General features: G+C 41.9%; 16 protein-coding genes. 5 read left to right on the forward strand and 11 right to left on the reverse strand.

Annotated features, from left to right (window positions below):
• Positions 1-124: 124 nt before the first annotated feature.
• The 4 genes from HC175_RS01120 to HC175_RS01135 all read right to left on the reverse strand — a co-directional run bounded on the left by HC175_RS01120 (position 125) and on the right by HC175_RS01135 (position 2,726).
• The gene (locus tag HC175_RS01120) at positions 125-484 is read right to left on the reverse strand and encodes a DUF3703 domain-containing protein (protein ID WP_168136679.1); all 360 of its coding nucleotides are present in this window, start codon (positions 482-484) and stop codon (positions 125-127) included.
• Between the two features lie 9 nt (positions 485-493).
• Complete coding sequence (locus HC175_RS01125) at positions 494-1,831, reverse strand: MBL fold metallo-hydrolase (RefSeq protein ID WP_168136680.1); 1,338 nt, start codon at positions 1,829-1,831, stop codon at positions 494-496.
• 89 nt (positions 1,832-1,920) lie between these two features.
• On the reverse strand, positions 1,921-2,412 hold the full coding sequence (locus tag HC175_RS01130) for a DUF2231 domain-containing protein (protein WP_209309892.1): 492 nt from the start codon (positions 2,410-2,412) through the stop codon (positions 1,921-1,923).
• A complete protein-coding gene (locus HC175_RS01135) occupies positions 2,412-2,726 on the reverse strand; it encodes a hypothetical protein (protein WP_168136681.1) in 315 nt (104 codons plus the stop codon). Before HC175_RS01135 ends, HC175_RS01130 begins: the two co-directional genes overlap by 1 nt.
• Before the next feature lie 137 nt (positions 2,727-2,863).
• Between HC175_RS01135 and HC175_RS01140 the strand changes: the two genes are divergently transcribed.
• The 4 genes from HC175_RS01140 (at position 2,864) to HC175_RS01155 (ending at position 4,722) form a co-directional block, all read left to right on the forward strand.
• Positions 2,864-3,211 (forward strand): hypothetical protein, encoded by a 348-nt coding sequence (locus tag HC175_RS01140; protein WP_168136682.1) that lies wholly within the window; start codon positions 2,864-2,866, stop codon positions 3,209-3,211.
• Between the two features lie 85 nt (positions 3,212-3,296).
• The gene (locus tag HC175_RS01145; RefSeq protein ID WP_235942489.1) at positions 3,297-3,701 is read left to right on the forward strand and encodes a DoxX family protein; all 405 of its coding nucleotides are present in this window, start codon (positions 3,297-3,299) and stop codon (positions 3,699-3,701) included.
• Positions 3,698-4,117: a sulfur reduction protein DsrE gene (locus HC175_RS01150; RefSeq protein WP_168136683.1), complete on the forward strand. Its 420-nt coding sequence runs from the start codon at positions 3,698-3,700 to the stop codon at positions 4,115-4,117. Before HC175_RS01145 ends, HC175_RS01150 begins: the two co-directional genes overlap by 4 nt.
• An 11-nt stretch (positions 4,118-4,128) precedes the next feature.
• Positions 4,129-4,722, forward strand: coding sequence for a TlpA family protein disulfide reductase (locus tag HC175_RS01155; RefSeq protein WP_168136684.1), 594 nt, complete (start codon positions 4,129-4,131; stop codon positions 4,720-4,722).
• A 49-nt stretch (positions 4,723-4,771) separates the two neighbouring features.
• On the opposite strand, the gene HC175_RS01160 is transcribed toward HC175_RS01155, so the two are convergent.
• The 6 genes from HC175_RS01160 to HC175_RS01185 all read right to left on the reverse strand — a co-directional run bounded on the left by HC175_RS01160 (position 4,772) and on the right by HC175_RS01185 (position 9,119).
• Positions 4,772-5,383 (reverse strand): class I SAM-dependent methyltransferase, encoded by a 612-nt coding sequence (locus HC175_RS01160; protein WP_168136685.1) that lies wholly within the window; start codon positions 5,381-5,383, stop codon positions 4,772-4,774.
• Between the two features lie 12 nt (positions 5,384-5,395).
• A complete protein-coding gene (locus HC175_RS01165) occupies positions 5,396-6,013 on the reverse strand; it encodes a class I SAM-dependent methyltransferase (protein WP_168136686.1) in 618 nt (205 codons plus the stop codon).
• Complete coding sequence (locus tag HC175_RS01170) at positions 5,985-7,061, reverse strand: MBL fold metallo-hydrolase (RefSeq protein ID WP_235942490.1); 1,077 nt, start codon at positions 7,059-7,061, stop codon at positions 5,985-5,987. Before HC175_RS01170 ends, HC175_RS01165 begins: the two co-directional genes overlap by 29 nt.
• A 3-nt stretch (positions 7,062-7,064) precedes the next feature.
• Positions 7,065-7,529, reverse strand: a complete 465-nt coding sequence (locus HC175_RS01175) for a methyltransferase family protein (protein WP_168136687.1) — start codon at positions 7,527-7,529, stop codon at positions 7,065-7,067.
• A gap of 91 nt (positions 7,530-7,620) precedes the next feature.
• Positions 7,621-8,418 carry a sulfite exporter TauE/SafE family protein gene (locus tag HC175_RS01180; RefSeq protein WP_168136688.1) on the reverse strand — a complete coding sequence of 266 codons (798 nt, stop codon included), beginning with the start codon at positions 8,416-8,418 and terminating at the stop codon, positions 7,621-7,623.
• A 65-nt stretch (positions 8,419-8,483) separates the two neighbouring features.
• Positions 8,484-9,119, reverse strand: coding sequence for a Crp/Fnr family transcriptional regulator (locus HC175_RS01185; RefSeq protein WP_168136689.1), 636 nt, complete (start codon positions 9,117-9,119; stop codon positions 8,484-8,486).
• A 149-nt stretch (positions 9,120-9,268) separates the two neighbouring features.
• On the opposite strand from HC175_RS01185, the gene HC175_RS01190 reads away from it, so the two are divergent.
• Positions 9,269-10,111: a TlpA family protein disulfide reductase gene (locus HC175_RS01190; protein WP_168136690.1), complete on the forward strand. Its 843-nt coding sequence runs from the start codon at positions 9,269-9,271 to the stop codon at positions 10,109-10,111.
• Between the two features lie 64 nt (positions 10,112-10,175).
• Here HC175_RS01190 and HC175_RS01195 read toward each other — a convergent pair whose 3' ends face one another.
• Positions 10,176-11,975: a nitronate monooxygenase family protein gene (locus HC175_RS01195; protein WP_168136691.1), complete on the reverse strand. Its 1,800-nt coding sequence runs from the start codon at positions 11,973-11,975 to the stop codon at positions 10,176-10,178.
• Between the last annotated feature and the right edge of the window lie 223 nt (positions 11,976-12,198).

Genomic DNA, 12,198 nt, shown 5'->3' on the forward strand with positions numbered 1-12,198 from the left:
CTGCCGTTTTTTGACGCTTCTGGTAAATATAAAAAAATATTTTTCCCTTTTTTTCCGAATTTTGCAAGTATGAGGCATAAAAAAACCACCTGAAAAAGGTGGTTTTTTGACATTTTTGGATCCCTTACATTCTAAAGAGCGCCTCGATATCCTTGGGTACTTGCATTGATCTTAAAGGGGGAACATTTGCTCCTCCTGTATTACCCGTTGGTATTTTGCCTACAAAAGATTTTACTCCCCCTACAAGTAACCTGGGGATTTGTCCCAGCACCTCACGCAGATCCTTGATCGCGACTCCAAATTTCAACATGAGCCAATGTGCGTGCGAATGCTCCAGGGGATATGCCTGCCCAATAATATGTGCACGTTCGAGGTGGTACCATGCATGAATCAGTTCCCCCTTCTGCAAGGCCCATTTGTACTGTACCAGCTCTCGAAGGTAATAATACTTCAGGCGTTTTGGGATCTTTGAATAGAACCTCATTCTTCAGAATTAACTGAATTTCTTGATATTATCGCTAAGGTCAAAAACCTTAGAGTTTCTAAAATGGTTTTCCAGGATGCTGCTTCCAGCCGAAGAACGATATCCGCCGGCACAATGCACAACTATGGGTTTGTCATTCGGAATTTCACCAGAGCGTTCCCGCAGCTGATTCAGCGGAATGGTCAAGGCATCATCAAAGATCTTTCCCTGCGCCACTTCACTATCATTTCTAATATCAACGATCGTGTAATCTTCTTTTTTATTCTCGAAATTCTCAAGATCCAATTCATCAGATCCTTTCATAACCGATGCAGACAGGGTAATTATACCTCTTACCTGCGCTTCATAACCTATTTTTGCAGTTCTTTCCAGGATTTCTCCTACTTGTTTGACGCTATTCACAACCAGGTAAAAAGGCTCCTCAGGTTTTATGATCGCCCCCAGCCAGGTTTCGAACTTATCATTTTCGCTTCTGGCCATAATATTGATACTATTGGGCAGGTGATTTTCTTTGTATTCTTTTTCATCCCTCACATCTACTACAGAAATTCCCTCCTCCACTTGTTCTGCCAGGAGCTGAAGTTTTACTGAAGCCTTTGTCTGCTGAACATTAGCTGCCCCGGCTTTGTTGACATCTACATTAAAACCAAAGTAATGCGGAATGAATGGCTGGTCCTGCAGAATTGTTTTTACAAACTCTTCTTCAGATTGTTCCTGAAAGGCCCAGTTATACTGGCGCTCATTTCCCAAAGTACTTGAAGAATCACTGCTCATGTTCTTACCACAAAGGGAACCTGCGCCATGGGCAGGATATACAAGCGCATCATCGGGCAAATCATTGTACTTATTTTGCATGGTATGATACATGGATTTCGCAAGTTCTACGCGCTTTGCGGTCATATTCCCCACCTTCTCTCTAAGGTCGGGACGGCCTACATCTCCAATAAATAAGGTATCTCCCGTGAAAAGAACGGTCTGTTCCTCATCTTCAGCTACAACAGTAATACTATCTGGCGAGTGTCCGGGAGTATTAATTGCTCTGAAATTTACCTTCCCAACTTGTATATCATCTCCTTCATCAAAAGCTTTATGTTCATAATCTGCACCCAATAATTTACTTACGTAAATAGTTGCACCTGTTTGTTCATGGATCTGGCAATGTCCACTCACAAAATCGGCATGCGGGTGAGTTTCAAAAACAGCAACGATCTGCGCATTATTTTCCTCAGCGTATTCGTAGTACGGCAAAGGATTTCTACTGGGATCGATCAACGCCATTTTTCCGTCACTTACTACAGCATAAGAATAATGAGCAAGAGGACTATCTTTAAATTGATGTATTTTCATAATGGATATATTGTATAACTAAAACTATAGCAAATTTAGCCTTTTTTGGAAGCTCAGTCAGTAACATGGGTTACAGAGATGGGAGAATGCTACTCAAATTCAGCACAATTTCCAGAAGGCGTATAGACTCCTGCAGCCTGTTGATAAACGAGCGTTGCACCAAGGTGCCCTGTATAAGTTAAAGTACCGGCACCAATCAATAGAAGGAGGATCATGACCAGCCGGAAAAGCATGTTCTTAAAAATGGGATATTTTAGCTGCCTTAGCAGATCTACACCAAGCCCGGCAGAAAAAAGCCACGCGGTAGTCCAGGCAAGATTTTCATGTTCCTTTAGTATGGTAGGATCGCATATCTTACGAGAAACTATACCATCGGCAAGATCTCCGGTAAAAACCGCCAGCCATAGACTTACAACCCCGGCAATCAACAAAACACTGCCCCCACGCTCCCACATTTCTCTGGAATACTTAAGGGCGATAATTTTGAACACCACAGCTGCAAGCAGTAAAGCAATGGGAAAATGAACAGACAGAGGATGAAAAACCTCTGTCCGCCAAAATTCAGGTATTTCTTCTATCATTACTCAAGCAACCTAACGGCAAGAGGATTCAATCTTTTCCCCTGCTTTTCTACCTCGACTTCCACTCGCATGCCTTCCTGAAGTTCAGAAAAGTCTACAGTAGTGCCATTGCGGGTAAGTTCAGTACTATCATTAAAATAAAGTTCCAGAGTTTTGTCGTCATCTGTTTCAACGTAGATCTCAGTCTTAGATGGCTCTACTTCTTTGATCGTACCTTCATAAGTTCCCGATTCTACAACGTCTGTACCTTCGCCACATGCGAAAAAAAGAAGAATAGTAGAAAATAATAAGGTGTTTACAATTTTAGCTTTCATAATATTGGTTTTTGGTGTTTCAAATACTGGTTTAGTCCTCAAATTTACCTAAAAACCTGCTCTTCCCAAAATGTTAGGCTTTCCTATGTAACATTTGTCACAAAGACTGTTTGTAGTAAGTTTTAAGTTTGCTACATATGGATCACAAAAGTTATTTAGCGATGCTCCTTGTTCTTATTTTCGTCGGAAAATTGGCCATTTTTGATGCTAAATTTCCGGCTTTGATATTTGAAGCCTCAGAAATAACGCTGGTAAATAATTGGTGTCCTAAAAAGCAAATGCAAATATCATCTCCTGAGGAATATACTTCAGAAAATTACACTTCCTTCCTGGAGATCGACTTCCTGTGCCATTCAGCCTATAATATTCAGTTAGGGGTTCCTTCAAACGTTCTTGCAGGAGAGAACTATAAAAAATATACTTATAATTCTCCAGGTATATTCTCAATACCTCATAAGAAGTACTATCCCCCTCCCAAAGCATGATCTTTCCTCAAGATCCAAAGGGCTGACAAATTGTAGACGCACCAGTCTTATTACAGCCAATTCGATAAACCTAATATAATTATCAATGCCGCACATTTTAGTGAAGCGTCATTCGGTTCAAGTATTCCGAATGATGTTAAGTGGGATATTTCTTGTAGCCAGTTTCAGCCATCTTTTAAAAGTGGAGAAAACGGTGCAACGTATAGATCAGGCGAAGTATAAAGCCATTGCCTATGTATTTGGAGAACCTAAAACCATGGTAATAGCATCGGGAATCGTGATGTTTATTGCAGGCATGGCACTGCTATCAGGTTTTAAAACCCGCTGGGCTGCTGGCATTCTCGCAGCTGTGTTGATCCCAATAACACTTACTATTCAAGTTGGCCAGATCACCACTCTCGGCCCGCTTTTTAAGAACATCGCCATCCTCGGCGGACTTATCTTTTTTATTATCAACGACTTCAATAATACCAAAAGCAACAACAAATGAAAAAAATAATTTTAGCAAGTATCGTAATCCTCCTTAGCCTGTTAACAAATTTTGTGCAGGCACAGGAAAAACATGAAGATCATATCAATTATGTAGTCCTCACCCGAAACGTTCCTCAGTTGAAACCAATACTACTCGCTGCAGAAGAACTTGCTGTCCAGGACGGGGAGAACTTCGGAGATTTCCAGGTCATAATATGCGGAAAAGCAGTACAGGACCTGACGGATAATGTGATCATGACCGACTTTTTAGAGAAAGCTAAAAAAACCGGAGTGATTATTAATGCCTGCGGATTTTCTCTGAAAAAATTTAATGTAGACAGAACAAAGATACCTGCAGGCGTCCAGATCGTAGAAAACGGAATTCTGTACAATTTCGAACTTCAGAAGAAAGCTTATCTAAGTATTGAACTTTAATTCCAGTAACTATGAATAAGAAACTAAAAAAAGCCGTGATAGAATATGGGGTCATTGGTGCTATTATCATTGGCCTTTTTGTGAGCGGACTTCATGCTGAAGTCTTTGGCTTCATACAACGGGGGATCTTAGCCACCGGACTTATGAATCCCGATATCGAAGAAAAGGCTGAACTAACTTTGTCTTCGCCTGCCAAAATTGGCATTCTGGATTTCGAATTGGTGAATTCTAAAGGTGAGAGCGTGAATCTGGAAAAGTTCCGAGGAAAGGTCATCTTCCTTAACTTCTGGGCCACCTGGTGCCCTCCCTGTATTGCAGAAATGCCAGGAATAGAGAATCTTTATCAGCAAGTAAAAGGAGAGCATGTCGAATTTGTTATGATCTCATTTGACCGTGAGTTTGAAAAAGCTAAGGATTTCAGGAAGAGTAAGGGCTATGATTTTGAGATCTATAAAGCGACAGGTCGTATTCCAGGTGCCTTCTCCTCTAATAGTCTTCCCACTACTTACGTGATCGACACCAAAGGAAACCTCGCCTTCACTCATCTGGGTATGGGGAATTTTGACACCAAAGATTTTAAAAAATTTCTATTAGATCTTCAGTAAACCAGGATATAATGGAGATCTACAGGCAATTGCATTACCTGCAGATCTTCTATTTTTTCTGGGCCACAAATCTTATCACTACTCCCAGGCCGTCATGTAATTTTCCTTCCTTCAGGTCTACTTCTGTTTCGTAGAACTCCAGGAATTTCAAATCGGCAAAATCCTTTTTAAGTTCTTCTGCGGAAAAAAGCAAGTCTTCCTCCTTTGGGCCTCCAACTCCAGGATTTTTTTCCTGGTAAACTCTATGTTTTTTACTGAAACCCTCGAAAAAAATGAGTCCGTCGCGACGAAGATAAGAGATCAGGAGTTTGTGGTATTCACTCCGAATTTCGGGTGGAAAATGAGCATAGATCAAAGCTACGGCATCAAAATCCCCTTTTTCGAACCCCAGCTCGGGCAGGTCGCCTACGTGGTAATCCAGAGCTACATTGTGCTTTTCTGCGAGCTGCAAGGCCTTTCTTTTTCCTTCCTTGCTTTGGTCAAATGCTGTAACTTTCCAGTCACACTTCGCAGCAAACACTGCATTTCTTCCCTCTCCCTCTGCAGCAAACAGGATTTCCCCGGGATCGAACTGGGTAAATCTCGACTGGAAGTATTCATTTGGTACCTCACCATATACATATTCTTCTGCACTATAACGCTCATCCCATTTTTCTTTCATGATCCTATATCTTTAATTTTTCTTCTGAAAACTGCAAAAAGTAAAATTCTGTGTCTTTCCTGATGGTGTTTTATGATCCAGATTCTTGCCATTCAACATATTGAATTCTTCTTCGAACAGCTTGCACATATCTCCTACCGAATATCGCTGCACCTCTAACCCACTACATTTTTCGGGACCTTTGTCTGAAAAAGTTCCCATAATAAGATAACCTCCGGGTTTTACAGCTTTATTCACCCTGTCCATATAATTTTTCTTTTGCTCGTTACCTGTAAGAAAATGAAAAGCGGCACGATCGTGCCACAGCTCATACTGCCTCTCTGGCACAAAATCTGAAGCATCGGCAACAATCCAATTGATATCGGCTGCTTTCTCACACATGCGCTCCTTTGCCCGTTCTATGGCCGTCGCAGAAATATCAAGAACAGTTACATCCTTGTAACCTAACGAAACAAGAAATTCGGCCAAAAAGCTATCCCCTCCCCCAATATCTATGATCGGAGCGTCTTTACTTATACCACAGTTTCTAATGAGCTCCAGGGAAACTTCGGGCATGGGTTCGTACCAACTTACTTCTGTAGGTTGTTTCTGGGAATAGACCTTATCCCAATATTGCTGATTCTCGTTCATAATTTTTTTCTTTATTCTCGAACAGCCACCAGGGCTGCTGTTGATGTTCTACTGAAAAGTCTATAGGAGCTCCTATTTTTGGAGTGAGATAAGATAAATTTGCCTGCTGCGCAGCCCTTGTAAATTGCTGTATAGGTTCATTCCATGGATGGTAGGAAAGCACAAATTTCCCCCAATGTACAGGAACAGTTTTTTTAGCCTTTAGATCTAAGGCTGCCTGCACAGTTTGCTCCGGAAACATGTGAATTTGAGGCCAGTACTTCCCGAACTGCCCGCACTCCAACAAAGCCAGATCAAAGGGGCCAAATTTTTCTCCGACTTTCCTGAAGGTTCCATCATAACCCGAATCTCCGCCTATAAAAATGCGGTATCCAAAGATATCTAATACAAATGATGACCATAAGGTCTGATTGCGCTTGAGGCTGCGTCCAGAAAAATGTCGGGAAGGAGTAGCAGTTAAATTGATCTCATCATCAACCTTAAAAGTCTCCCACCAGTCAAGCTCATTAATTTTGTCATTTTTGACACCCCAGGTTTCCAGATGTGCACCCACACCCAGCGAGGTGATAATTCTCTTCACCCTAGGGGCCAGTTTTTTAATACTTGGATAGTCCAAATGATCATAATGATCATGAGTGATCACAAGCAAGTCAATTTCGGGCATGTCCTGAGCCTTATAATGGTCTGCCCCGGGAAAAGCTTTTCCGAAGAACCTGAAAGGAGAAGCATTTCCGCTGAAGACAGGATCTACCAGTACCTTATAACCATTGATTTGCAGCAGGTAAGAAGAATGTCCAAACCACACCAGTTGAGGTCTGTCTTTATCAAGCTTCTTCAGATCTACCTTTGCATTCGGAATTTCTAAAGCAGGCCTTACAGAAGATGGTCTGAAGATCATCTTTTTAAGAATCCTGAACATGGATACACCTCCAGGATTTACCGAAGTCTGCTCCAGGTTTTGAAAGCTACCGTCTTTGTAATTAGGGGAGTTTTTGATCCGTTGCAGGCGTTGCCCTTTTGGATCTCTTCCGAACCTCTTCATCTTCATTGGTTATATTCTTCCTTTAAATTTAGGAAAAAATCTGCCGGTATCATTCCTGTATTCAGCATATTCAGAAAACTTCTCTAAAAGCCTGCGCTCCTCATACCTGCTTTTCAGAAAGAAAATTAGATACAGCAACAAACTAATAAGCAGTTTAAAGCCAGATCCCAGCCATAAAGCCGCTCCAAAGACAATGAACAGCACGCCGGAATAAATAGGGTGTCTCGCAAAAGCAAAGGCGCCGGTGGTCTTTAGCCTGGCATTTTCAGGAGGGCTTGGAAAAGGTGAGATCTTACTCCCAATTTGAACTAAAGCAACCAGAATAAGCAAAAATCCTATCGCGGCTGCTAAGAAACCCAAAGAATGAAGATTTTCAGATATCTGAAACTTCAGGCTTTCTACATCAAATAACCAACCGATGAAAACCAGGAACTGAAGGAGCACGTAAATTTTGTCTTTTCGGGGAATGGACATTTCAGTTTTTTTTCTTTCAGTTTAAAGATCAGATAAAAGTAAAAGATTCTGAAAGTTTATTTTCAGAAGTCGGGAACAACCGCATAAGCTTTTAGAAAATTTCTTTCCAAAAAATATAGAGTCCCATTAACAGCACGAACCAGCCAAATCCTTTTTTCAGTTTTCTGCCATCAATAAAACGATTTAACCAGATTCCCAGGAAGATTCCAGCTATTGAGATCAAAGTGAAGACAACGAGAAAAATCCAGTTGATCTCCAGGTTTTGTACGTCTCCAATAAATCCTATAAGAGATTTTACCGCAATGATGACAAGAGAAGTAGCAACAGCTCTTTTCATAGGCAGTTTAGCCATAAGAACCAGTGCAGGAATGATGAGAAAACCACCCCCTGCTCCTACTATTCCTGTAAGCACGCCTACCACAGCACCTTCAAGCGTTATGAATAGATAGTTGAATTTTACCTTTCTGGGTTTCGCTTCCTTTTCAGACGGTTCTAATATCATAGAAACCGACGCCATGATCATGATCAAGGCGAAAAACAGCATGATCCCTATATTTTTGGTCACATCAAAGTTCCCTATGCTGAAGATGATTTCTGGAATTGCCGGGACAAGAAATTTCCGCGTAAGATAGACGGCAATAAAAGCCGGAATTGAAAAAACCACCGCGGTTTTAAGATCGACCCTTTTCTTCTGAAAATTCCTGATTGATCCAAAAAGTGAGGTTGCTCCTACTACAAAAAGTGAATAAGCCGTGGCCGTCACAGGATTAATGGAAAGTAAATAAACAAGCACCGGAACTGTAAGGATGGAACCGCCACCGCCAATGAGGCCCAGCACTACTCCTATTAATAATGCACCTAAGTACCCTAAAATTTCTGTTATTCCCATTACGCTCAGATTCAGCCCCAAAAATACCTGCTCAAAGTATTCGGGTCTGTAACAAAGGTCACATTTTAAAGTTGATGTACAATAATGCTATTGCGTTGCAAGCCGATCTTACCCTCAATCTCCAGCTTTTTTAGCAGTCGGGAAACTACTACCCGGGAAGTGTGAAGATCATAGGCAATTTCCTGGTGGGTGATCTGGATCTGTTCAGACTTATTGATCTTGGCTTTGTCCTGCAAATAACGCATAAGCCGTTCATCAAGGTGAAGAAACGCGATAGTATCTATGGTGTCAAGCATCTCACTCAGCCTGTTATGATAACTTTCAAAAACGAAATTTCGCCAGCTCTTGAACCTGGAGGTCCATTCTTCCATTTTTTCGATGGGAATCATTACCAGGCGGGTATCTTTTTCTGCAATTGCTCTTATCTCACTCCTTGTTTGCCCCAGGCAACAGGATAAGGTCATGGCACAGGTATCGCCACGCTCCAGGAAATAAAGTAAAAGTTCATCCCCTTCCTTGTCTTCCCTAAGAATTTTAATTGCTCCTTCCAGAAGTAATGGCATGCTCTTTACATACTCGCCAATATCAATTATGGTGTCACCTGCCTTTACCTCTTTAAGTGCACCAAATTTCACGATCTCCTGCAGCAGGTCCTCTTCAAAAATAAAATGATAGGCTTCTCTGAGTTCTTTTTCAAGCATGAGTAAGTATTTGCTCCGGTAAATTTAGGACAATTCTTACTAAAGAGTGGTATTTTTCCAATAGCTCCCAGGCGGAAAAAATGTCTGAAGACAGCTGGAGGAAACTTTTTTCACCAGAATACTTATCTTTATTACCTAAACTGAAAGTATTGAAAATCTTTACAACCTTAACTAAGCTTCTCCTTGCTGCCACCTTCCTTCTGATGGTTTCCTGCCAGGAAAATAACAAGGAAAGGGTCACCGAAATGGACCTGCTGTTCTCTTCATTACAAACAGACCAGGCAAAATGGTGGCGCTATCATAAAACGAATATTGATCTTACTGCAGATTTTGCTGCACATGCTGAAGACGGAAATAACCTTTCAAAAAAGGCATTTTTTGAAGCTCTTTTGACCGGCGATTATATCGCCATCGAAAAAGACACTCCCGAAGACACAGAGCATTACCAGCTTTTCAAATTAACCGAAGAAGCCGATGAAGATATTAGTTACACCATCATTGCCGACAGTTACAGACAATACAAACATTTTGCGATGGAGGGTACAGAATTGCCAGGTTTCAACTTCACCGACCTTGATGGGAAAACATGGACTAAAGAAGAACTAAAAGGTAAAACCCTGGTAGTTAAAACCTGGTTCATTCGCTGTAAACCTTGTATCGAAGAAATGCCACAGCTCAATCAATCGGTTGAAGACTACAGCGACCGGGAAGATGTGGTTTTCCTAAGCCTTGCCCTGGATCCTGAAGATGAACTCCGAAAATTTCTTTCTGAAAAGGAATTCACATATGCCGTAGTGCCCAGTCAAAAAACCTTTATTGAAGATAGCCTGGGTCTGTCGATCTATCCAACTCACATTCTCGTAGCACCTTCGGGAAAGATCAGGAAGGTTGTGAACTCTGCTCCCGAAATGATTGCTGCACTAAAAGGTCTCCCGCTCGAAGTGAAGAAGAATGGCTCTGCACCGCCACCACCTCCTCCTCCTGGCAGCTGATTCAGGCCTAATTAAAAGTTCATATATATACTCCTCAAAAATGACATTTTTGAGGAGTATTTTTTTACTCTACTGAGAGATTCTTTTGGATATCCCGCACCGCACTTTCTAACCTGTACAATGCATTTTCAAAGGTTGTTTTCTGCTTTATCAATTCCTGTTCCGCCAGTTTCCTGTAATGCGAAACTCCCTCGAGCAGATTATTGCAGAACCCTCCCCAGCCTTTGATATCTCTTGCATTAGGATTAAAAGTGTTCTTGATTTCCTCCTTTAGGTAATCCACGTAAAGCTCCAGTTCCTTGATGAACATGTGCGGCCGTGAAGCCGATTGTGGAAGTTCCTGCCTACCATAAATATGGTCTGTCATTTCCTGCAGACTTGCAATTTTACTGAAGTTAGCAATGTTTGGACCAGGGCAAATAGTAACAGCATCAAGCTTCTTTACTACAGGAACCTTATAATTGAGAGCGGCAGCATTGCTAAGGCCAATGCACAAACACTCTTTGCTCAAGAGATCCTCTACCTGCAGCTGGTATTCCTCTTCTGGAAGTCCGGCATCTTTGAGTTGTTCCAGCTTTAGTTTTTGATATTTTCTCGAAGCTGTGCAAATAGGTTCTTTGGTGAATTCGGTGTTGGAGACCAGATATTTTTCAGTGCAAGGGCTTCCGGGTTTTCCTTTTTCGATGCGCGCCTGCCTTTCTTGATGGGCGGTAGTATTTCTAAGATAATTGAACCGCACTCCCAAGGGAGAAGCTTTGCTCAACACCACATCCTTTTCCTTGCTTTTACTTAAGAGTTCCAGTGTATTTTCATCAACTGTTGTGGCTTCAGGACACAACAGGAATGGAGTTCCCCAGCCGGTGCCATTAACCCCGTAATAGCCGTAAAGCAACTGTTGCTCGGCGGCTGTTCCAATTCCCCCCTGTACAGTAATGTTTACAGGGTGTGGCTTATCAAAACCTGCTGCTCCTTTCGCCCTAATGGCAGGATCGTACAAGCTATAAAGTTCCTGCGCCAGTTCCTCCTTTTTACTTCGGAATTCTTCCAGGATAGGACCAAGTAAATACCCCTGCGTTGCAAAAGCATGTCCGCCGCAATTCAAGCCAGATTCGATCCTGAATTCACTCACCCAAATACCTTTTTTGGCAAGATATTTCCCCTGAATAAGAGCTGAGCGATAATCACTCACCTTTATAATTACTTTCTTCCTGAAAATTCCCCATCCCAGGGCATCAAAATCTCTAAAATGCTCCAGGTAGTTGAACAAGCGCGGATTCATCCCTGCGGAAAAGATCACTGCTGAATTTTCCAGGTCACTTTCGGCATAAGCTTTTAATGCGCCCAAAGCATCAGAACCATCAGGTAGGATCTCGCCTTTGCTGTCCAGGTTGTTCTTATCTACCTTGGTCATGATATTAACTTCAATTCCGCCGGGACGCATATGCTTCCGAAGTAAAGCTTCCAGCTCTGCCTTTGCTTCACCCTGAGCCTGTAAGAACTGATGATATTTTTGCTTGAGACCGCTTTCCTCCGGCAGCATTTCGAAGTACTTTACAATTTCAGAACCTCTTTCAAAAGCCGATTCCTTTATCTTTTCAAACCTCATCTGCACATTACGGTTCACAAGATTGAGATAATCTGTAATGCGGCGCACGCGGTAGTTGTCCTCATGTTTTTCAATGGGTACATAGGTCTCCTCGTTCTGTTGATAATAGTGTTTCCTCATCATTTCGATGAGATTGTCCTCAATGATAGACAAGGCCGACGTGATGCCGTAAGAGGCTACTTTAATAGGCGTGTCAATAGTAAATGCAATTCCCATCACCGGAATGTGAAACCGGTGGGGATTTAGATCATATGTCATATTGTAGAATTTTAAAAGGCAAAACTTCAAAGATGAAGAACCTCTCGCTCCTGAAATATGATCGAGATCATGTTTTGGAATAGATCTGAGATCCTGCTTGCCTGTAACTTTAGAACCCTCATGAAATACAGCCTGCCTGTATGCTGAATTCGCTTCAGGAGATTCTATTTGGAAAGAAACCTGCCTTTTTATGTTCCCGCCACGACTTGCCTGCAGCTGGAAT

This window comes from Salinimicrobium oceani (genome assembly GCF_012037645.1).

Excerpts from the sequence above, each read along its gene's own strand:
- HC175_RS01160 (WP_168136685.1), bottom strand. The coding sequence starts at position 5,383 with ATGAAAGAAAAATGGGATGAGCGTTATAGTGCAGAAGAATATGTATAT.
- HC175_RS01135 (WP_168136681.1), bottom strand. The coding sequence starts at position 2,726 with ATGAAAGCTAAAATTGTAAACACCTTATTATTTTCTACTATTCTTCTT.
- HC175_RS01145 (WP_235942489.1), top strand. The coding sequence starts at position 3,297 with ATGCCGCACATTTTAGTGAAGCGTCATTCGGTTCAAGTATTCCGAATG.
- HC175_RS01195 (WP_168136691.1), bottom strand. The coding sequence starts at position 11,975 with ATGACATATGATCTAAATCCCCACCGGTTTCACATTCCGGTGATGGGA.
- HC175_RS01180 (WP_168136688.1), bottom strand. The coding sequence starts at position 8,418 with ATGGGAATAACAGAAATTTTAGGGTACTTAGGTGCATTATTAATAGGA.
- HC175_RS01185 (WP_168136689.1), bottom strand. The coding sequence starts at position 9,119 with ATGCTTGAAAAAGAACTCAGAGAAGCCTATCATTTTATTTTTGAAGAG.
- HC175_RS01165 (WP_168136686.1), bottom strand. The coding sequence starts at position 6,013 with ATGAACGAGAATCAGCAATATTGGGATAAGGTCTATTCCCAGAAACAA.
- HC175_RS01125 (WP_168136680.1), bottom strand. The coding sequence starts at position 1,831 with ATGAAAATACATCAATTTAAAGATAGTCCTCTTGCTCATTATTCTTAT.
- HC175_RS01120 (WP_168136679.1), bottom strand. The coding sequence starts at position 484 with ATGAGGTTCTATTCAAAGATCCCAAAACGCCTGAAGTATTATTACCTT.
- HC175_RS01150 (WP_168136683.1), top strand. The coding sequence starts at position 3,698 with ATGAAAAAAATAATTTTAGCAAGTATCGTAATCCTCCTTAGCCTGTTA.
- HC175_RS01140 (WP_168136682.1), top strand. The coding sequence starts at position 2,864 with ATGGATCACAAAAGTTATTTAGCGATGCTCCTTGTTCTTATTTTCGTC.
- HC175_RS01155 (WP_168136684.1), top strand. The coding sequence starts at position 4,129 with ATGAATAAGAAACTAAAAAAAGCCGTGATAGAATATGGGGTCATTGGT.
- HC175_RS01130 (WP_209309892.1), bottom strand. The coding sequence starts at position 2,412 with ATGATAGAAGAAATACCTGAATTTTGGCGGACAGAGGTTTTTCATCCT.
- HC175_RS01175 (WP_168136687.1), bottom strand. The coding sequence starts at position 7,529 with ATGTCCATTCCCCGAAAAGACAAAATTTACGTGCTCCTTCAGTTCCTG.
- HC175_RS01170 (WP_235942490.1), bottom strand. The coding sequence starts at position 7,061 with ATGAAGATGAAGAGGTTCGGAAGAGATCCAAAAGGGCAACGCCTGCAA.